At 53.5% G+C, this 18,362-nt stretch carries 19 protein-coding genes; 1 reads left to right on the top strand and 18 read right to left on the bottom strand.

The window, feature by feature from the left end; all coding sequences use genetic code 11:
* Positions 1–5 precede the first annotated feature (5 nt).
* The 9 genes from atpA to QZQ29_RS01530 form a co-directional block, all read right to left on the bottom strand.
* Positions 6–1,547, bottom strand: a complete 1,542-nt coding sequence (atpA, locus tag QZQ29_RS01570) for a F0F1 ATP synthase subunit alpha (protein ID WP_296958795.1) — start codon at positions 1,545–1,547, stop codon at positions 6–8.
* Between the two features lie 19 nt (positions 1,548–1,566).
* The gene (locus tag QZQ29_RS01565) at positions 1,567–2,106 is read right to left on the bottom strand and encodes a F0F1 ATP synthase subunit delta (protein ID WP_296958792.1); all 540 of its coding nucleotides are present in this window, start codon (positions 2,104–2,106) and stop codon (positions 1,567–1,569) included.
* Positions 2,107–2,108: 2 nt separating this feature from the next.
* A complete protein-coding gene (atpF, locus tag QZQ29_RS01560) occupies positions 2,109–2,603 on the bottom strand; it encodes a F0F1 ATP synthase subunit B (protein WP_296958790.1) in 495 nt (164 codons plus the stop codon).
* A 31-nt stretch (positions 2,604–2,634) separates the two neighbouring features.
* Positions 2,635–2,886 carry a F0F1 ATP synthase subunit C gene (atpE, locus tag QZQ29_RS01555; protein WP_008859676.1) on the bottom strand — a complete coding sequence of 84 codons (252 nt, stop codon included), beginning with the start codon at positions 2,884–2,886 and terminating at the stop codon, positions 2,635–2,637.
* Positions 2,887–3,013: 127 nt separating this feature from the next.
* Positions 3,014–3,676, bottom strand: coding sequence for a F0F1 ATP synthase subunit A (atpB, locus tag QZQ29_RS01550; RefSeq protein ID WP_296958788.1), 663 nt, complete (start codon positions 3,674–3,676; stop codon positions 3,014–3,016).
* 43 nt (positions 3,677–3,719) lie between these two features.
* The gene (locus QZQ29_RS01545) at positions 3,720–4,100 is read right to left on the bottom strand and encodes a hypothetical protein (protein ID WP_296958787.1); all 381 of its coding nucleotides are present in this window, start codon (positions 4,098–4,100) and stop codon (positions 3,720–3,722) included.
* Position 4,101: 1 nt separating this feature from the next.
* Positions 4,102–4,401, bottom strand: a complete 300-nt coding sequence (locus QZQ29_RS01540; protein ID WP_296958784.1) for an AtpZ/AtpI family protein — start codon at positions 4,399–4,401, stop codon at positions 4,102–4,104.
* 30 nt (positions 4,402–4,431) lie between these two features.
* Complete coding sequence (gene wecB, locus QZQ29_RS01535; protein WP_296958783.1) at positions 4,432–5,574, bottom strand: UDP-N-acetylglucosamine 2-epimerase (non-hydrolyzing); 1,143 nt, start codon at positions 5,572–5,574, stop codon at positions 4,432–4,434.
* A 60-nt stretch (positions 5,575–5,634) separates the two neighbouring features.
* Positions 5,635–6,696 carry a glycosyltransferase family 4 protein gene (locus QZQ29_RS01530; RefSeq protein ID WP_296958781.1) on the bottom strand — a complete coding sequence of 354 codons (1,062 nt, stop codon included), beginning with the start codon at positions 6,694–6,696 and terminating at the stop codon, positions 5,635–5,637.
* A 475-nt stretch (positions 6,697–7,171) separates the two neighbouring features.
* Here QZQ29_RS01530 and QZQ29_RS01525 point away from each other — a divergent pair, with 475 nt between their 5' ends.
* Entirely contained in the window at positions 7,172–7,897 is a 726-nt protein-coding gene (locus QZQ29_RS01525) for a gamma-glutamyl-gamma-aminobutyrate hydrolase family protein (protein WP_296958779.1), read from the top strand.
* Positions 7,898–8,356: 459 nt separating this feature from the next.
* On the opposite strand, the gene QZQ29_RS01520 is transcribed toward QZQ29_RS01525, so the two are convergent.
* The 9 genes from QZQ29_RS01520 to QZQ29_RS01480 all read right to left on the bottom strand — a co-directional run bounded on the left by QZQ29_RS01520 (position 8,357) and on the right by QZQ29_RS01480 (position 18,043).
* A complete protein-coding gene (locus QZQ29_RS01520; protein WP_296958777.1) occupies positions 8,357–8,827 on the bottom strand; it encodes a MarR family winged helix-turn-helix transcriptional regulator in 471 nt (156 codons plus the stop codon).
* Between the two features lie 237 nt (positions 8,828–9,064).
* Positions 9,065–9,532 carry a hypothetical protein gene (locus tag QZQ29_RS01515; RefSeq protein WP_296958775.1) on the bottom strand — a complete coding sequence of 156 codons (468 nt, stop codon included), beginning with the start codon at positions 9,530–9,532 and terminating at the stop codon, positions 9,065–9,067.
* Positions 9,533–9,712: 180 nt separating this feature from the next.
* The gene (locus QZQ29_RS01510; protein ID WP_296958772.1) at positions 9,713–10,204 is read right to left on the bottom strand and encodes a GNAT family N-acetyltransferase; all 492 of its coding nucleotides are present in this window, start codon (positions 10,202–10,204) and stop codon (positions 9,713–9,715) included.
* Positions 10,205–10,257: 53 nt separating this feature from the next.
* The gene (locus QZQ29_RS01505; protein WP_296958770.1) at positions 10,258–11,706 is read right to left on the bottom strand and encodes a serine hydrolase; all 1,449 of its coding nucleotides are present in this window, start codon (positions 11,704–11,706) and stop codon (positions 10,258–10,260) included.
* 335 nt (positions 11,707–12,041) lie between these two features.
* Complete coding sequence (locus QZQ29_RS01500; RefSeq protein ID WP_296958768.1) at positions 12,042–12,860, bottom strand: ATP-binding cassette domain-containing protein; 819 nt, start codon at positions 12,858–12,860, stop codon at positions 12,042–12,044.
* A gap of 1 nt (position 12,861) precedes the next feature.
* Positions 12,862–13,839 carry an ABC transporter ATP-binding protein gene (locus QZQ29_RS01495; RefSeq protein WP_296958766.1) on the bottom strand — a complete coding sequence of 326 codons (978 nt, stop codon included), beginning with the start codon at positions 13,837–13,839 and terminating at the stop codon, positions 12,862–12,864.
* A gap of 4 nt (positions 13,840–13,843) precedes the next feature.
* Positions 13,844–14,719, bottom strand: a complete 876-nt coding sequence (locus QZQ29_RS01490) for an ABC transporter permease subunit (RefSeq protein ID WP_296958764.1) — start codon at positions 14,717–14,719, stop codon at positions 13,844–13,846.
* A complete protein-coding gene (locus tag QZQ29_RS01485; protein ID WP_296958762.1) occupies positions 14,716–15,738 on the bottom strand; it encodes an ABC transporter permease in 1,023 nt (340 codons plus the stop codon). Before QZQ29_RS01485 ends, QZQ29_RS01490 begins: the two co-directional genes overlap by 4 nt.
* 718 nt (positions 15,739–16,456) lie before the next feature.
* On the bottom strand, positions 16,457–18,043 hold the full coding sequence (locus tag QZQ29_RS01480; RefSeq protein ID WP_296958760.1) for an ABC transporter substrate-binding protein: 1,587 nt from the start codon (positions 18,041–18,043) through the stop codon (positions 16,457–16,459).
* Between the last annotated feature and the right edge of the window lie 319 nt (positions 18,044–18,362).

The raw sequence follows: 18,362 nt of genomic DNA, 5'->3' as shown, positions 1-18,362 counted from the left end.
TCAGATCACCCCTCTACCTTGTCAGACTTTTCAGCTTTGTTAGCTTTGTAGCGTTCTTTGAATTCTGCAATGGCAGCTTTCAGTTTTTCTTCGTTGGCATCGGTGAGTTTCTTGGTCTTCACGATGTCTTCGCCGATTTCCGGATGGCTACTGTGGAGGAATGCAAGGATCTGGTGTTCGAAGTCAACGACTTCGTCCACGCTGATGTCATCGAGGTATCCTTTAACGGCTACGTAGATGGCCTGTACCTGGTCTTCGACGGGGTACGGGGAGTACTGCGGCTGTTTCAGGATTTCGGTGGTTCTCTGGCCGCGGTCGATCTGTGCCTTGGTGGCCGGATCGAGGTCGGAGCCGAACTGTGCGAAGGCTGCCAGTTCTCTGAACTGGGCAAGGTCCAGACGGAGAGTGCCGGCTACCTGTTTCATGGCTTTAATCTGGGCAGCGCCGCCTACACGGGATACGGAGAGGCCTACGTTGATTGCCGGACGGACACCGGAGTAGAAGAGGCCGGTTTCCAGATAAATCTGGCCGTCGGTGATGGAAATAACGTTGGTCGGAATGTATGCGCCTACGTCGCCTGCCAGGGTCTCAATGATTGGGAGTGCTGTAATGGAGCCGCCGCCCAGTGCATCGGAGAGGCGGGCTGCACGTTCCAGCAGTCTGGAATGCAGATAGAATACATCGCCCGGGTAAGCTTCACGTCCCGGTGGACGACGGAGCAGCAGGGACATGGCACGGTATGCCACAGCATGCTTGGAGAGGTCATCATAAATGATGAGGACATCCTTGCCCTGGTGCATGAAGTGTTCTGCAATGGAGACACCGGAGTACGGTGCCAGGTACTGCATCGGGGAACCTTCGGATGCGCCTGCATGGACGATGATGGAGTAATCCATGGCGCCGGCTGCCTTCAGTTTTTCGTATACGCGAACAACGTTGGAGTTCTTCTGGCCGATGGATACATAAATACAAATGACGTTCTGACCCTTCTGGTTCAGAATGGTATCAATGCCGATGGCTGTTTTACCGGTGCCGCGGTCGCCGATGATAAGTTCACGCTGGCCTCTTCCGATAGGAACCATGGAGTCGATAGCTTTAAGACCTGTCTGCAGGGGGACATTAACCGGCTGTCTGTCGGCGATGCCCGGTGCTTTGATTTCAATGTCGCGATATTCGTCGGTTTTGATTTCACCTTTGCCATCAATCGGCTGGCCCAGTGCGTTAACAACGCGGCCGATAACTGCGTTGCCTACCGGTACCTGCATGAGGTGGCCTGTTCTTTTAACAGTGTCGCCTTCCTTAATGGTTTCAGAGTGACCCAGAAGTACGGCACCTACGTTGCTTTCTTCCAGGTTCAGCGCCATTCCGTAAACGCCGTTCGGCAGTTCAAGGAGTTCGCCGGCCATGCAGTTCTGCAGGCCATATACATGGGCAATGCCGTCGCCGACTTCAAGGACTGTACCAACTTCATCGACATTGAGGTCTACTTTGTAGTTTTCAATCTGTTTTTTAATGACAGATGTGATTTCATCTGAACTGATTTTCATTTCCTATAAGTCACCTCAATTATTGCATCATTTTCGCTTTCAGTGTCTGCAGGGACCTTGCCACGGAGCCATCGATGAGGCGGTCGCCCACCTGGACGGTGAATCCGCCGATTAAGGCTGCATCCACTTTCTGCTTCAGGAGAATCTTCTTGCCGGTAATGGCAGCGAGTTTTTCCTTCAGCGTTTCAGCCTGAGACTTGCTGAGCGGGAGGGCGGAGGTTACCACCGCTTCTTCCACGCCCATGCCCTCGTGGGCTTGGGTTACGAAGTAGTCGACCATCATGGGGAATACATCAAAACGGTCTCTGTCCATAACCACATAGCAGAATTGCATGACAACCGGCTGTACCTTGTCTGCAAAGAGTTTTGTTAACGTATCTTTCTTGACATCCCTGGCAAGCAGAGGATGATTCAGAAAATCCTTGAGGTTCTGATTTTTGCGGATAGCTTCTGCAATCAGCACCAGATCTTCTTCTGTTTTTTTCAGGCTGTTCTGCTGAGCAGCGATCTCATAGATAGCACGTCCGTACTTTTTTGCAAGGATTACGTTCTTATCCATAATTACTTACCTGCTTTGCGGGCATCCAGCTTGGCGATGCTTTCCGCAATCAGCCGGTCATTTGTTTCCGGCGTTATATTTTTGCTGATGATCTTCGCTGCAATTTCGCAGGAGAGGCCGGCAACCTGAGATTTCAGTTCATCAAGAGCATCCTTGCGTTCTCTCTCAATCTGTTTGGTTGCGTTTTCCTTTTCCTTTTCAATAGCGGCATGAGCTTCTTTAATCTGGGCATCTGCCTGGACCTTGGCTTCTTTGACGGCCTTGTCCACAATTTCCTGGGCTTTAGCCTGTGCGTCGCGGAGCTGTTCTTCATAGGATTCCTTCAGCTTTTCAGCGTCTGCCTTGGAAGCGGCAGCAGAATCCAGATCACTCTTAATGCGGTTCTTACGTTCATCAAGAACTTTCAGTACCGGTTTGTAGCAGAAATGACCAAGAATTGCACACAGAATAACGAAGTTGATGATCTGAATCAGCAGTGTACCATTCAGTTCTACCAATTCGATCCCTCCTTAAGAATATTGGGTAATATTATTTAAGGAATGGGTTAGCGAATACGAGAACCAGAGCGATAACGATAGCAATAATCGGGATAGATTCGATAAGGCCGATGGCAACCAGCATGTTGGTGAAGAGCTTGCCTGCCATTTCAGGCTGACGGGTCATGCCTTCGAGAGCATGGGAAGCTGCTTTGGAGTCGGAGAAGGCAGCTGCAATAGATGCCAGGCCAGCGATGAAAGCGGCTGCGATAAGAGAATACTGTGCGACGATTGTCTGATCCATAATAATAATTCCTCCTGAGAATCACTTAAATATTTCCGGAGACGGCCGGTACCGATAGATTGACAAGCCGTTTGAACGGGCGGTGCCGTGCCGTTTGATAAAGAGCGGCGCTCTGCTCCACCGAAGATTAGAGGCTTTCCTTCATGTACACGGAAGCCAGGGTGGTGAAAATGTATGCCTGAACTGCTCCGACAAACAAGCTGAAAGCAATCCAGATCATAGGTACGAACCACGGGCAGAGGAAATACAGAATTTCCAGCAGGATTTCACCGGCCAGGATATTGCCGAATAGACGCATAGCCAGCGTAACCGGCCTTGCAATCTCTTCAATCAGGTTCATCAGAACGAAAACCGGGAACGGTTCGAAGAAGTGCTTCAGCCAATGTCCAACACCCTTATTCTTGATGAAATAGAAGTGAAGAAGCAGGGAACTGGCAATAGCCAGACCCAGTGTGGTGTTCACATCATTGGTTGGTGAAGCGGTCAGATGCTCCGTAGGCAGAAGGCCGATCTGGTTGGCTGTAAAGATGAACAGGAAAAAAGTCAGAAGAATATTGACTACCTGACGGTATTTATGCCCCAGATTGCTGTCAAACTGATTGCATAAACCTTCAATAAGCCATTCCACCATATTCTGCCAGCCGCCTGGAACCAGTGATTTGCCCCGGGTAGCAGCAAAGACAAGAACGAAAACGATAAGGGCTGTAAGCCATGTGGTAAAAATCGTGTCCATGTTCACAGACATGCCGAAGAGCTGCTCTACAACGTGTGTACCTGTGTGCAGATGCATAATCTCACCCCCTCTCTCTTACAAGGATGTCAAGAAAAAGTCCCTATTCCTTAATTAAACCGACCACGCGCTCAGCCAGAGACGCGACGGGCAGTGTAAGTAAGCCACCTAAAAAGGCAAGTATATCCAGCGGGCTGAAAATCACCGCCAGGGCACATAGTATTTCCAGAATGAACCGCATTGTCGTGAAGATAAGTAGATGCTGTCCGATAAATTCCGGCTCCCTTTCAGCTTTAACCCACTGGTTAAACTTGACCACCATTAATCTATAAAAAAGTATATGGAAAAGGGTCCCCAGAGCCCAGGCAACGCCATAGGTCCAGCCCTTCCATGCAAAGAGGATTACCGTGCCGACCACCAGAAATACAAGAAGACATTTTGTCATGCGGGCTGCATACTTTGGAAATGTAAGGTCAGAATTCATGCTATTTTTTTCCCAAAATCTGTTTAATCACCGAATACATGCCGGAAATGGCTCCCAATATGGAGAGAATGATGATGCCGAAGGGTGTGGTCCCCAGATATTCGTCACACTTCATGCCAAGCCAGAGGCCTATGCCGATGGAGCAGAGAATGGTGAGGCCAGCTCCCGACGCCACAGCAATGCTGTGCAGCGGGTCAAAATCATCGGCCTTCCTTTCCTTCTTCCTGTCCATGTCCTCTCCACTGTCCGGCAGCGCCGGATTCGCATTTACAAAAATGGGCACGTTAAACACAAATTGCATTTATACTGCTACAGTATACCATAACCATTGTCACTTGGCTATAAATTTAGTAGGTTTTTTATCACTGAGTCCTTCGATGTTTAAAAGGGCATCCACGATGCGTTCTGCAGAGTGGCCGTCGCCGTAGGGATTCACCGCTTCCGCCATGGATTTGTATTCCTTTTCATCGGTCAAAAGTTTGTAGGCCGTTTCGTAGACCCTTTCTTCATCGGTGCCTACCAGTTTTACCGTACCCGCTTCCACCGCTTCCGGTCTTTCCGTGGTATCACGGAGAACCAGCACCGGTTTGCCAAGGCTCGGCGCTTCTTCCTGGATGCCGCCGGAGTCGGTGAGGACGATGGCGCTTCTGGCCATGAGGTTTGTGAAAGGTTCGTATTCCATCGGTTCCACCAGATGGATGCCCGGCACCCCTTCCAATTCTTCCGAAACCGCTTCGCGAACCAGGGGATTTCTATGAACCGGGAAGACCACTTCCGTATCAGGAACGGCTTCCACCAGACGGCGGAGGGCCCGGTATACGTGGTGCATGGGGCTGCCCAGGTTTTCACGGCGGTGGGTGGTGACGAGGATAACCCGCTTATGTTCTTCGATGGCTTCGATTTCCGGGTCTTCAAAATGGTAGTCCTTCTTCACCGTGTTCAGAAGGGCATCAATCACCGTATTTCCTACCACATAAATGGAGCTGTCCTTCTTGTTCTCACGGAGCAGATTCTGCCTTGCAGTCTCTGTGGGCGCAAAGTTCACATTGGCCAGGACCCCGGTGAGCTGGCGGTTTGCTTCTTCCGGATAGGGAGAAAGGAGATTGCCCGTGCGGAGCCCCGCTTCCACATGGCCCACTTTAATCTGCTGGTAAAAGGCAGCCAGGGCGGCAGTAAAGGTGGTGGTGGTATCGCCGTGGACCAGTACATAGTCCGGCTTTTCCCTCTTCAGCACCTCTTCCAAACCCCGGAGCACCCGGGCGGTAATGTCATAAAGGGTCTGTCCGCTCTTCATGATATCCAGATCGTAGTCTACGGGAAGGTCAAACAGGTCCACCACCTGGTCCAGCATTTCACGGTGCTGGGCGGTGAGGCACACCTTCGTTTCGATTTCCTTATGCTTCAGAAGTTCCCTTACCACAGGGGCCATCTTGATGGCTTCCGGCCTTGTGCCGAAAATGGTCATGACTTTCATACTATACCTCTTTATAAATAACGGCTCTTCCCTTCCAAAGGAAAAGCAGAGAATGAAATCCTATTTCTTCTTGTCTTTCTTATGTTCCATCTGGTAGGGCGTGGGAACGATTTCCTTCATGACGCCCAGCTTTCTTGCCCACAGAATGAAAAGGACAAGGGCAATCACCACGATGGCGATACCAATCAGCGTGCGGAGATGAATCACCAGGAGCGCCACGCAGGAGAAGAAGGCGGTCAAAGCGTACATGATGAGCACCACCTGCTTCTGGGTAAGTCCCTTGGCCAGAAGGCGGTGATGGAGATGGTTCTTATCCGGCGAGAAAATGGGCACGCCGCTGCTCTTTCTGCGGATAATGGCCAGGAAGGTATCCGTAATGGGCACCGCCAGCGCTACCAGCGGCACCACCAGAACCGCAGCCGCCGCAGTTTTCATGGAGCCCATGACGGAAACGGCAGCAATGATATAGCCCAGGAACATGGACCCCGTGTCGCCCATGAAAATCTTGGCGGGGTTGAAATTGTACTGCAGGAAAGCCAGGCAGGCGCCGGTCATGGCCACCATGGCTGCCGCCGCGGTCCACTGGCCCATCTGGAAGGCCAGGAGGGCAATGGCAATGGAGGCGATGGTGGCAATCCCTGCCGCCAGGCCATCCAGCCCGTCAATAAGGTTCACCGTATTGATGAAACCGATAATCCAGAAAATGGTGAGGGGCAGGGAAATAATTTCCGGCAGGTAAACAATCCCCAGCCGGGGAATGTGAATCCAGTCGATGTTGATATTGAAAATCACCACCGGAATGGCGGCTGCAATGATCTGCCCCAGAAGCTTCACCTTCGGCGGCAGGGACACCACATCATCTGCAATGCCCACGATAATGAGGAACGTGGCTCCCAGCATGATGCCCACCATGTCATAGGTAAAACCGATGGTGGCAATGGCGGATACCATAAAGCCCGCATAAATGGCAAGGCCCCCCAGCCGGGGAATGAGACCGTGATGCACCTTCCGGGCGTCCGGCTTGTCCACGGCGCCGATACGGATGGCCAGGTTCTTCACCACCGGCGTCAGTACAAAGGTGACCACCAGGGCTGTGAGAAACGTGAACGCATAGGCGAACAACGTAACACCTCCTAAAAAAGACAATACTTCTAAGTTATTTTATCACATAGGCCGTATTTGTGAAAGAAGAGAGGGCGAGGGGCCGCTTCGCGGCAGATAAAAAAAGGGGCGCGGCTGCGCCGCGGGTTGTGTAGGAAGGTTGTGTTTCAGGGGACGACGGCCCTTTGGGCCGAGGGGAAAGTATCGCCTTTGGACACGCCCTTTCGGGCGTGAGGGTTCAGAGGGTTCAAAAGGTTCAAAGGGTTCAGAGGGGAAGGTATCGCCCTGCAGGCGATGACCGGTGGGAAGACTCGTGCGGTAAGCGGATAGCGGACAGCCGTACTATCTCACTGTCTCACTGTCTCACCAACCCACCAGCCCACTAGTTCACTAGTTCACTAGCCCACTAGTCCACTAGTTCACTAGTCCACCATTTCCTTACTTATGATATGATTGCTATGACAGCAAAAATATTTCCCAAAAGGAGGAATTCATCTTGAATAAACCAATCGCTGCGGTTACCGCCGACACGCTTCTGGCGGACATGAAGCCCATCAACCAGAAAATGGCGGACTATGCGCCCCGGCCGCTTCTGAATGCCCTGGGGAAGGCAGGCATCCTGCCCATTATCATTGCCTACGACGATTATGCATCGCCGGAAGAATTCGTGGAGACCTTTGACGCCCTGGTGCTTCCCGGCGGTCCCAATCCGTCGCCCCGTTTCTACGGGGAAGAGCCGCTGTGGTGCATCGGGCCTACCTATGAGAAGAGGGATATGTTTGAAATCGGACTCATTAAGGCCTGTCTGAAAATGGGAAAACCTATCCTTGGCATCTGCCGGGGCATGCAGATCCTGAACGTGGCCCTGGGCGGCACCCTCTGGCAGGACATGCCCTCCCAGAACCCCAAGGCCTTTATCCAGCACATGCAGAAGGCGCCGGGAAATATAGCCACCCATTATGTGGAAATCGAAAAGGACAGCCGCCTCCACGATATCCTGGGCGACGGCCTCTTAGTCAACTCCCGTCACCGGGAGGGCATCAAGAAGCTGGCCCCCTCCCTGAAGGAAGCCGCCCGCGCCCGGGACGGCATCATCGAAGCGGTGGAAAGCAGGGACAATGAACTCATCTGCGCCGTCCAGTGGCATCCGGAAAATATGGACGGCGGAGTAATGGACCCCTTCTTCCGCGCCTTTGCGGACAGGATTATACGGTTGAAATAGGGCCGCGGAGCGGCCCGGGTTCAGAAGGTTCAAAAGGTTCTGCCCGCTTTCAGCGGGCGGGTTCAGAGGGTGGTGGCGGCCTTTGGACACGCCCTTTCGGGCGTGAGGGTTGACGGCCCTCCGGGCCGAAGGTTCTTAAGGTTCTTAAGTTTGACAGCCACTGCGTGGCTGAGGGTTGTGGTATCGCCGCCTTCGGCGGCGATGAATATAAATACCGCCGGAGGCGGCATTTAAAGCTCCCCTCTGAACCAGGCCGGGAGGCGAAGCCGATTCCGGCCCGAACCCATCGTTCGGCGCGAAGCGCACGGACCATAGAACCGGGGCGCCGAGAGGCGCCTGAACACTCTTGCTTTCGGAAATACAGCCTCCCGGCACCGTCCTCCGCCATCAGCACAGCTGCAGCCATAAAAAAAGAACTGTGAGCCCTTCTCTCACAGTTCTTTTCATATGCTTTATCAATCAGCCCATATCCAGGTTTTTCATAATGCGGCTCAGGACGCCTTTGAATACCTGCATATCGCTTTCCGGAATGCCTTCGTAGAAGGATTCGTCCAGATCCTTGGACGCCTCCCGGCTTGCCTGTTCCACCTGTTTTGCCTTGTCCGTCATGAAGAGGCGGTATTTCCTTGCATCATCGGGCATTCTTTCCTTGCGGATGAGGCCTTTTTCAATCATGGATTTGACCATCACCGTAATGGTAGGGTTGGTCAAGTGAAGGTGGTCTTCCAGGGTCTTCTGGGTGACCACTTCTTTTTTATGGGTGGACAAATAGGCAATAATGAGGGACTGGCGGGCGGTCAGTCCGAATTTCTTCATAATGCCAGACTGGCGGAGCAGCATCATCTTATGAGCCTGTCCCAGGTTGTAGGTCAGCCCCAGTTTATCGCTCCCTTTTAAATCTTCCGGTTTTAAGTGAATCTGTCTTTTCATAACTCTCACCTTACTCTAAGACACCAATGAAACTCTTTTCCATTTACCTTGTAACAATTTTTTTATAATAGCATACAATAGGACATTTAGCTTGACTTTTGGTTTTATTATACAACAAACTGCCACGGCAAGTCAAAAAGCAGTAGAAAATATTCCTCATGCTGTGGAAATCCTCATTTTTCCGGCTATTCTGCCTTCCTTACGGCCATGCGGGGAGGTTTGCCGCCGGAAAAATATTCAGGAAATCGAATGCTGCAGATGAGCCGGTCCACGGGAAAGGTCGTCTTTGATTTCCTGTACATCCCAGCGGTCGTCTCTGGTGATTTCTCCGTGATAGGTATGCTCGCCCATGGTGATAAGGAAATAGATATGTCCTTCGCCCTCTCTGCGGACCACGGAAAAGCGGCTGTTTTCCACGTGGCAGCTGCCCTTCCACACCACCCTCATGTTCTGCCTTATGGTGAGGGTCATCACCTGGTTTTCAGATACCATATGAAATTCTGTCATCCGCCCAAAGCCATCATTAAAGTAAAGGGTGGATTCCGATTCCTCTCCGCTCCCTGCGGAGGAAAAGGCGGAAGAGATGAGCACGGCATGGTCCTCATTTTCCGCCGGGAACGTTCCGTTTCCGCCTTCTGCGGCGCCGGCTGCAGCCGGAAGCAGAAGGAGCGCAAGAAGCAGACTTCCCAGGATACGGCATTTCATAAATATAGCCCCCATATATGCAATGGAATCCATAGTAAAATCTATATATTAATTATTATAAGGCAAACACTGCCTGAAAGAAAGAATCACACGTTCCTCTTTGGAAACAGGAAATTTTCCAATGCTATCTATGGATATCCGCTTTTCTTTTCACCGGTTATAGATAGATTCTATAGCAGTTCAAAAGGTGAGACGCATCTGGTACCAAACCACATGGCCGTGGGTGGAAGGGGAAACGCCTTCGTTTTTAAAGCCGAATCCGGCATAGTAATGAACCAGCCTGTCCTTGCAGGTGAGGACGATGCCCTTCTTCCCTTCTTCTTCAGCCTGCTTCTTGAAGGCTTCGATGAGCCGTCCGGCGCAGCCTTCCCTCCGGAAGGCGGGGATGGTATTCAGGCCGAAAATCATCTGCCAGGCGCCCTTCTCATTGTGGAGAGACGCCTTTTCATACATTTCATCCCGAAGGTCCTTTTCGTCGGTGGTCATGCCATCGATGAAGCCCACCAGTTTTCCGTCCCGATACAGAAGGAGAAAATGATTGGGATACACCGAAAGCCTTTCCCTGATTTCTTCCGCCGTAGCTGCCTCGGCCGCCGGGAAGCACTCTGCCTCCACCGCCGCCAGCGCTTCTGCGTCTTCCAATGTGCCCTGTCTGATTGTATATGAAATCATACCCATCCGTCCTTATCTGTCGAAATTCCGCAGGATAGCCCTGCGGAATTTTATTATACCATTTTTACCTTTTTAAAGCAGATGGAATGGACCTTCGGCTCCAGGAGAAGATGAAAGCCCGCAATATGGCCGGCGTCATCGGCAAAGAAGGTGAGGGGAATGGAATAGAGGTCCGTATCCTCCTTCACCCGGTCCACCCGGAAGGTGTCGTAGTACAGATGGGTCATGGGCCTGTCCTCCACCGCCCGCTCCTGGAGGTAGAAATGTCCATCCCTTTCCGTCACGTGGAAGGTACCGTAGCCGGGATGGAAATAGGTGCCGGTGTATTCGGAAGGACTGTGGGACAGGGGGCCTTCGGCGCCGCTCTTCGGCATACAGTCAAACTCCAGATGGTGGTACATATCCTCGGGGGCATGGGATTTCCCTGCCTCCGTATACATGCCAAACCAGTCCTCCTCTTCCCGTCCAAGGAAAGCGTCAAGCAGGAAGCCCTGTATAGCAAAAATCAGGGGATTGTCGGGGGCATGGAGATTCTGCAGGTACACGGCGCCGCAGGAAAGGGAGGGAATATAGAACTGGAAGGCGCTGTACCCTTCTATCTTTCCGGTGTGCTGCTGCACCATGGCGCCATGATATTCCATCACCCGCCAGCCAAAGCCGTACCCCAGGCTACGCCCACCCTTCACATGGGGATAGTCCATAAGAATCTGGGGTTTGTGCATGGCAAGGAAATCCTGCGGTGTAAGCAGGTAAGTCCCCTTCTCTTCTCCTCCATGGATATGGAAGGAAATCCATTTCACCATGTCCTCGGCGCTGCTCATGACGGAACCGCAGGGGCCTGCCTGATCAATGTTCCAGCGGGGGATTTCATGAAGACCCTGGTCCCACCAAAAGGGCATGGCGCAGTTTTCATCAGCCGCCGCCTCATCCATGAGGCAGAAGGTGCGGTCCATGCCCAGGGGTTCAAAGATTTCCTCCCGAAGAATGGTTTCCCACTTCTTTCCGGTCACCGCCTCCATAATACCGCCGATGGCGGCGTACATGACATTGCTGTACTGGGCCAGGGTGCGGAAGGGCGCGTTGGGCTCCAGATACTTCAGCCGCTTCAGGTAATCCACCCGGGAAATAGAATTATCCGGCCAGGCCCCGTCGTGGCCGCCCACCCCCGTCCGGTGGCAGAGCATATCACGGAGAGTCACCTGGGCAGACGCCGCCGCATCCCAGAGGGCGAAGCCGGGGATGTAGGAAGCGATGGGCTCATCAATGTCCAGCAGCCCCTTCTCCGCCAGCCTCATCACTGCCAAGGCGGTCATGGACTTGCTGCAGGAACCGATGCCGCTGATGGTGTCCGTAAGGAAAGGGTGCCCCGAAGCGTCCCGGATGCCAAAACTTTCCACATGCACCTCTCCCCGGTCAATGACGCCCATGGCCATGCCGGGAATAGAATAATAATCCATCATCTTCCTGATGAGACGGGAAAGTTTTTCATAATCAATGGCCATGGATGGCACCTCCTTGTAAAAAAGGGTTCTGCGCCCTTGTGACACGCCCTTTCGGGCGTGAGGGTTCAAAGGGTTCAGAGGGTTGTGGTGGCGGCTGGCGCCGCAATTTATAGTCAGCGTTACGGGATTTCCCGCCCCGCATAGTCATTCTGAGGGCCAGCGAAGAATCTCGGTACATGCAGATAGTGACTCTTACTAGTCCACTAGTCCACCAGTTCACTAAAGAATCCCGGCCGGCGGGAAGAGGTGTCTGATAGTCTGAAGTCTGATGTCTCTCTGCTTTCGGGAATGCAGTCCAGAGTCGGCGGTAAGCGGACAGCCGACAGCCACCAGCCTCACCCCAGCTCCGCAATCCTTCCCGGCGCCGTGAAGGGTTTTCCTATCATAGGTACGGCGGCGATGAGTTCCCTGGTGTAGGGGTCCTTCGGGTGGCATAGGATTTCATCGGAGGGGCCCATTTCCACGATTCTCCCTTTCTGCATGACGGCGGTGCGGTCGGAGATATAGCGTACCACCGCCAGGTTATGGGAGATGAAGAGGTAGGTGAGGTGGAGTTTTTCCCGAAGGTCCATGAGGATATTCAGCACCTGGGCCTGCACGGATACGTCCAGGGCGGAGGTGGGTTCGTCGAGGATGAGGATTTCCGGGCTGGTCATGAGGGCCCTTGCGATGGAGATACGCTGGCGCTGGCCGCCGGAAAATTCGTGGGGATAGCGGTCCATCACACTTTTCCGAAGGCCCACCATTTCCAGAAGCATTTCTGCCCTCTCCTTCCGGTGGGCTTCGGAAAATTCCCCCATCACCCTGGCGGGCTCCATGAGGATATCCCCGATTTTCATGCGGGGCGACAGGGAGGAGTAGGGGTCCTGAAAGACGATTTGTATTTTCTTCCGGATATCCTTCAGCTCCTTTTCCTTGGCATGGGAAATATCTTTTCCGTAGAGAAGGATTTCGCCGGAGGTGGGCTTTGCCAGACGGATGATGAGGCTGGCCAGGGTGGATTTCCCGCAGCCCGACTCCCCCACGATGCCCAGGGATTCTCCTTTCATGAGAGAGAGGGTGATGCCGTTTAAGGCGTGCACTTCCTTCGATTTTCCCCAGAAACTTCGGGTGTGGAAGGTTTTCGTCACGTTCTTGATTTCCAGTATGTCCATGTCACACCTCCTCAGGATGGCAGCAGTACACTTTGTGGCCGGGCCTGATTTCCACCGACGGCGGCAGACCCTGCCGGCAGGCGGCGCTGGCTCTTTTGCAGCGGGGCGCAAAACGGCAGCCCGCCATTTTTTCCGCGGGATCCGGCACCATGCCAGGAATAGCAGTGAGCCGGTCATGGGTATGGTCTCCGGTGAATTTGGGAAGAGCTCCGATGAGGGCCCGGGTGTAGGGATGGGCGGGACTCTGGAGCACGGCGGCGGTATCGCCGGATTCCACGATGTGGCCGGAGTACATGACGGAAATGGAATCACAGATTTCCGAAATCACCCCCAGGTCGTGGGAAATGAAGAGTACCGCGGTCTTCAGATTTCGGCAGGCCTCCTTAATCAGATAGAGTATCTGGGCCTGCACCGTCACGTCCAGGGCCGTAGTCGGTTCGTCGGCAATGAGGAGCTTGGGATGGCAGGAAAGGGCAATGGCAATCATCACCCGCTGCCGCATGCCGCCGGACAGTTCATAGGGATAGCAGGAAATCACGTCCTCCGCATTCCGTATATGCACCGCCTCCAGCATGGCGAGGGCTTTCTTCTCTGCATCTTCCTTGGAAATCTTTTCATGTGTGCGGATAACGTCCGTCATCTGGGTGCCTATGGTGAAGACCGGATTGAGGCAGGTCATGGGTTCCTGGAAAATCATGGACACATCCCGGCCCCGCACTTCTTCCATGCTCTTTTTGCTGATGCCCAGGAGCTGCCGTCCGCAGAGACGGATGGAGCCGTCCAGCTCCGCCTTTCCGCCGCCGGGAAGGAGGCGGGTCACCGCAAAGGCGGTCATGGATTTGCCGCTGCCCGACTCTCCCACGAGGCCCATGATTTTTCCCGCTCCCACATGGAGGTTCACATCATGGAGAATGGGAATCATGCCCTTCTTTGAAGGAAGGGCCAAAGACAGATGTTCAATTTCAAGTACATTTTCCATAGCATCAGTGCTCCCTGGGATCCAAAATATCCCGAAGACCGTCGCCTAACAGGTTGAAGCCCATCACAGTGACCAGGATGAAAAGTCCCGGAAAGGCGGCGTACCACCACTGGTCAATGGCATAGACCCGGGCGGTGGAAATCATGGCGCCCCATTCCGGCATGGGCGGCTGGGCACCAAGGCCGATGAAGCTCATGGACGAAGCGATGAGGATGGCATCGCCGATGCCCAGGGTCATCTGCACCATGAGGGGCGAAAGGCAGTTGGGCACGATATGGTGCAGCACAATCCAGAAGGGAGAGGCGCCGAAGGTTCTTGAAGCCTTCACATAGGGCTCCTCCTTCAGGGACAGCACCTGCCCCCGCATGAGGCGGACATAGAGAGGAATCCTGACGATGCACACCGCCAGCATGGTATTGAAAAGGCCCACCCCCAGGGCCGCCGTGAGAGCCAGGGCCAGCACCATGGAGGGGAAGGAAAGAATCATGTCCGTCAAAGCCATGATGATGCGGTCCACCCTTCCGCCGCAGAAGCCGGAGAAACTGCCGATGGCCACGCCAATGCCAGCGGCAATGATGACGATGGATAAGCCTACGGTAATGGAAATCCGGGCACCGTAGAGAATACGGGAGAAAATGTCCCGTCCCATTTCATCGGTGCCGAAGAAATGGTGCAGCGATGGCGCCTGCAGCCGTCCTGACACGTTCATAAGATTCGGGTCCCAGGGACTGATAAGCGGTGCCAGAATCCCCAGCAGGATGATGAGAGCCACAATGACCATGCCTGCCAGGGTAAGTTTGTTTTTCAGAAGGATATCCAGGGATTTGTGGAAAAAACTTTCCCGCACCTCTACGATTTCCTCCGCCTTCACGCCGGTCATTTCTCATCACCTCCGCTGATCTGTGGATTCAGGATATTATAAATCATATCCACCACCATATTAATCACCACATAGCCCACAGACACCACCAGGGTAAAGCCCATGATGGCCGGGAAATCCAGGTAAGCAATGGAATCCATCACATATTTCCCCATGCCCGGCCAGCCAAAAATGGTTTCCGTAATGACGGCGCCGCCCAGAAGCTCTCCCATGGTAAGGCCGGTGATGGTGACTGTCGGAATCAATGCATTCTTCAATGCGTAGCGGTAAATGATGCGGCGATTCGGAATGCCGCAGGCCCTGGCGGTGCGGATATAGTCCTGCTCCAGCACGTCCACCATGCCGCTCCGCACCTGCCGGGCAATGATGGCCAGCTGGGCATAAGCCAGGCAGAGAGCCGGGAGCAGGAGATGATGGATGGCGGAAATCACGACGTCCATATTTCCTGCAATGAGCCCGTCAACTACATAAAGCCCCGTCACCGAAGGCGGCGGTGTAAGGAAGGTATCCAGCCTGCCGGAGGCGGGGAAAATGGGAAATACCTTATAAAAGAGGATAAGGCACACCACGCCGGACCAGAAGAGGGGAATGGAGACACCTACCATGGAAATCACACGGCTCACATGGTCGATCCAGCTGTTCCGGTGCACCGCCGACAGCACGCCCAGGAAAATGCCGAAAACCACGGCAATCACCATGGCCGCCAGCGTCAGCTCCAGGGTAGCCGGGAAATAGCGGGCCAGTTCGCCGGCCACCGGCATCTGGGTGCGGATGGACACACCCATGTTCCCATGGGCCAGTCCCTCCATGTACAGAGCGTACTGGGTGAGCACCGGCTTATCCAGTCCCAGGGACTCACGCGCCGCTTCCAGGGTCTCCGGAGAAGCGTGGGGTCCCACCAGCATGCGGGCCGGGTCACCGGGAATGACATGGGAAATACAGAAGGTGACGATGGAAACGCCGATAAAGACAAGGATGAGATGAAGTAGTTTTTGAAATATAAATCGCCATGAAATCATAAGCCCTCCTTGTATGATATGATGACACGCCTAAGGCGTGAGGGTTCAAAGGGTTCAAAGGGTTCAGAAGGTTCAAAAGGTTCAGAAGGTTGTGGTATCGCCCTAACGGGCGATGAATTTTATAATTCTGCTTCGCAGAATGGAAAACCCTACAACCGCGCCTGCGGCACGATGGAAATGCACCCCTATTCCCCTACGGGGACTTCCCCCGGAGGGGGAAGTTTTAGCGGCGTTATGCCTTGAGGTACTTGTGAGTACAAAAGCTAAGCGGCGAGTCAAGTTTCCCCTTTAGGGGGCCACCACACCCCTTGGGCCCTCAGGGCCCATCAAACCTAAGAACCCTCAGCTCATAAGGGTTGTCAATCTTTAGAGCCCTTTTATCCGTGGTGACACCAGCCGCCAAAGGGGATGACCCGAAGGGGCGCTAACGCAGGCAGCATTTATATTGGCGCCGAAGGTGCCACAGCCCCCTTGCTTTCGGGAACACCGCTTGTCTGATGTCTGCCGTCTGATAGTCTGACGTCTTCCCGCCGCCCGGTATTTACCGGCTAATGAGTCACTACCTCCTCGTACCAAGATCCTTCACTGCGTTCAGGATGACGATGCTCGGCGGGAAGAGCAGGCGGAAAGCGGTCAGCGGATAGCGGTCAGCCCACTAGAAAAAGGGCTTTACGGGAAAGTCCTTTTTCCGGAAAATCAAATTTCATGAATCCAGAAATCATTCCTTAGAAAGGTGTTCGAAATCGTACATGCTGTCCAGCATGGGGTTATAGGCAAAGCCCTTGATATTGGCTCTCATGGGGGTGAGTACCTTGGTCTGGAAGAGGAAAAGATAGGGGGCATCGTCGAAGGCGATATGCTGTACTTTCTTGTAGATTTCCGTCCTTCCTTCTTTGTCGGTCATCACCTCGGCCTCACGGAGGAGTCCGTCCACTTCGTCGTTCTTATAGAAGGAGCGGTTCCCCGGGAGGCCCCAGTAGGAGGAGTCCAGCCAGTAGGAAAGGAAGAACTGGGGATCGCTGTAGTCCGGACTCCAGGTGCCCAGGGCCATCTGGAAATCGCCTTTGTCCGCTCTCTGCCGGAAGGTAGCCCAGGCCACTTTTTCCAGATTCACCTTGATGCCCAGCTGCTGGAGGTTATTCTGGATGATTAAGGCTTCCGCTTCGTCGAAGGCGGCGTGGCCGGAGTAGAGGAGGCTGATTTCCGTCACGTTTTCGCCGGATTTCGCCAGCAGTTCCTTGGCCTTGTCCAGGTTGTAGGAGTATCCCTTGATGGATTCGTCCTTGCCCCACATGCCTTCGGGCACGGCACTGGTGAGCTGCTGGCCCCTGCCCTTCACGGCGCCGTCGATGATGGCGTTGTAGTCAATGGCATAGGAAAGGGCCTGACGGAAGACCTTGTTGCTGGTGGGGAGCTTCCGGTTGTTCAGGTACACGATGGAGCAGAGGAGGGACGGGTCTTCATAGATACGGATGGCCTTGTTGTCCTTCAGCTGGTCGATCTGGTCCATGGGAATGCCTTCGGCAATGTCGATATCCCCTTTCTCCAGCTGCAGACGCTGGGCGGAGGGATCCTTGATGCTGTTGAAGAGGATATGCTTAATGGCCGGCGCCTTGCCGGAATAATTCTTCTGGGCATCCAGCTTGATGGACTGGCTGGGAGTGTAGGACGTGATTTCATAGGCACCGGAACCCATGGTATGGGTAGCCAGGTAGGAGGAGCCCATGTCGTTGTCCTTAGCCTGGTCCATGACCTTCGGATTCACAATGGAGGAACCGTTTACCGCCAGGGTATATAGGAAGGGCGCAAATGGCTTGTCCAGCTGGAAAACGACGGTCTTGTCATCGGGTGTTTCGATGGATTTCACCACTTTGAAATAATCGGAGGGACCCTTCTTCATTTTCTGTACACGTTCAATGGAGAACTTCACTGCCTTGGCGTCCACCGGAGAGCCGTCGGCAAATTTGTGTCCCTCGTCCAGGGTAAAGGTCCAGGTGAGGCCGTCGTCGCTGACGGTCCAGGACTTGGCCAGGGAAGGCTCCACCTCCGTGGTGGCCTTGCCGTCCACCACTTTGTATTTCACAAGCCTTTCATAGGCGGGATAGGTAATCTGCCAGCCCTTGTTGTCCATGGTGACAGCCGGGTCCAGGGTCTCCGGATCCACCGCCATGCCTACCACGATGGTGTCCTTCGGCACGGAGCCGCCGGAAGAGGAGCTTCCGGACTGTCCGCCGCAGCCTGCAAAACCAAGAATTGAAAGGCCCAGAAGGGAACCGGTGAGTACAGTTTTCAGAAGTTTTTTCATAGTCTCTCCTCCTTACGAAAAAAGGCCGCAGTCATCGAAGATGAGTGCAGCCTCTTTGCCATAGAGACGCAAAAGCCCTTCTTACCTTACGGTAAAAAGGGCTCCGTTGTCTCTTTATCAATATACACACAGTATAGCGGATATATATGAGGTTGTAAATAGGGAAATGATGAGTAGAAAGCAGTGAGCCCCCATTCCGGTCTGTTATAATAAAAACAGGTTAGGAAAGCACTGATTAATTCGCAGAATCGAATTTCATATGTATTTTTATCCAATGCTACGTCATAAGTCTCCTTAAATAGCTCGCTATTCGCGTCGA

The organism is uncultured Dialister sp., assembly GCF_900538805.1.
GTDB lineage: Bacteria > Bacillota > Negativicutes > Veillonellales > Dialisteraceae > Dialister.
Note: the sequence above shows the minus strand (reverse complement) of the source record. Positions and strands in the feature narration are given on the sequence as shown.

What these genes read in the sequence shown, in the direction of transcription:
- QZQ29_RS01495 (WP_296958766.1), bottom strand. Translation starts at nt 13,839, where the DNA reads ATGGAAAATGTACTTGAAATTGAACATCTGTCTTTGGCCCTTCCTTCA.
- QZQ29_RS01490 (WP_296958764.1), bottom strand. Translation starts at nt 14,719, where the DNA reads ATGACCGGCGTGAAGGCGGAGGAAATCGTAGAGGTGCGGGAAAGTTTT.
- atpE (WP_008859676.1), bottom strand. Translation starts at nt 2,886, where the DNA reads ATGGATCAGACAATCGTCGCACAGTATTCTCTTATCGCAGCCGCTTTC.
- atpA (WP_296958795.1), bottom strand. Translation starts at nt 1,547, where the DNA reads ATGAAAATCAGTTCAGATGAAATCACATCTGTCATTAAAAAACAGATT.
- QZQ29_RS01505 (WP_296958770.1), bottom strand. Translation starts at nt 11,706, where the DNA reads ATGGCCATTGATTATGAAAAACTTTCCCGTCTCATCAGGAAGATGATG.
- QZQ29_RS01565 (WP_296958792.1), bottom strand. Translation starts at nt 2,106, where the DNA reads ATGGATAAGAACGTAATCCTTGCAAAAAAGTACGGACGTGCTATCTAT.
- atpB (WP_296958788.1), bottom strand. Translation starts at nt 3,676, where the DNA reads ATGCATCTGCACACAGGTACACACGTTGTAGAGCAGCTCTTCGGCATG.
- QZQ29_RS01500 (WP_296958768.1), bottom strand. Translation starts at nt 12,860, where the DNA reads ATGGACATACTGGAAATCAAGAACGTGACGAAAACCTTCCACACCCGA.
- QZQ29_RS01515 (WP_296958775.1), bottom strand. Translation starts at nt 9,532, where the DNA reads ATGAAATGCCGTATCCTGGGAAGTCTGCTTCTTGCGCTCCTTCTGCTT.
- QZQ29_RS01510 (WP_296958772.1), bottom strand. Translation starts at nt 10,204, where the DNA reads ATGATTTCATATACAATCAGACAGGGCACATTGGAAGACGCAGAAGCG.
- QZQ29_RS01545 (WP_296958787.1), bottom strand. Translation starts at nt 4,100, where the DNA reads ATGAATTCTGACCTTACATTTCCAAAGTATGCAGCCCGCATGACAAAA.
- QZQ29_RS01480 (WP_296958760.1), bottom strand. Translation starts at nt 18,043, where the DNA reads ATGAAAAAACTTCTGAAAACTGTACTCACCGGTTCCCTTCTGGGCCTT.
- wecB (WP_296958783.1), bottom strand. Translation starts at nt 5,574, where the DNA reads ATGAAAGTCATGACCATTTTCGGCACAAGGCCGGAAGCCATCAAGATG.
- QZQ29_RS01485 (WP_296958762.1), bottom strand. Translation starts at nt 15,738, where the DNA reads ATGATTTCATGGCGATTTATATTTCAAAAACTACTTCATCTCATCCTT.
- QZQ29_RS01540 (WP_296958784.1), bottom strand. Translation starts at nt 4,401, where the DNA reads ATGCAATTTGTGTTTAACGTGCCCATTTTTGTAAATGCGAATCCGGCG.
- QZQ29_RS01520 (WP_296958777.1), bottom strand. Translation starts at nt 8,827, where the DNA reads ATGAAAAGACAGATTCACTTAAAACCGGAAGATTTAAAAGGGAGCGAT.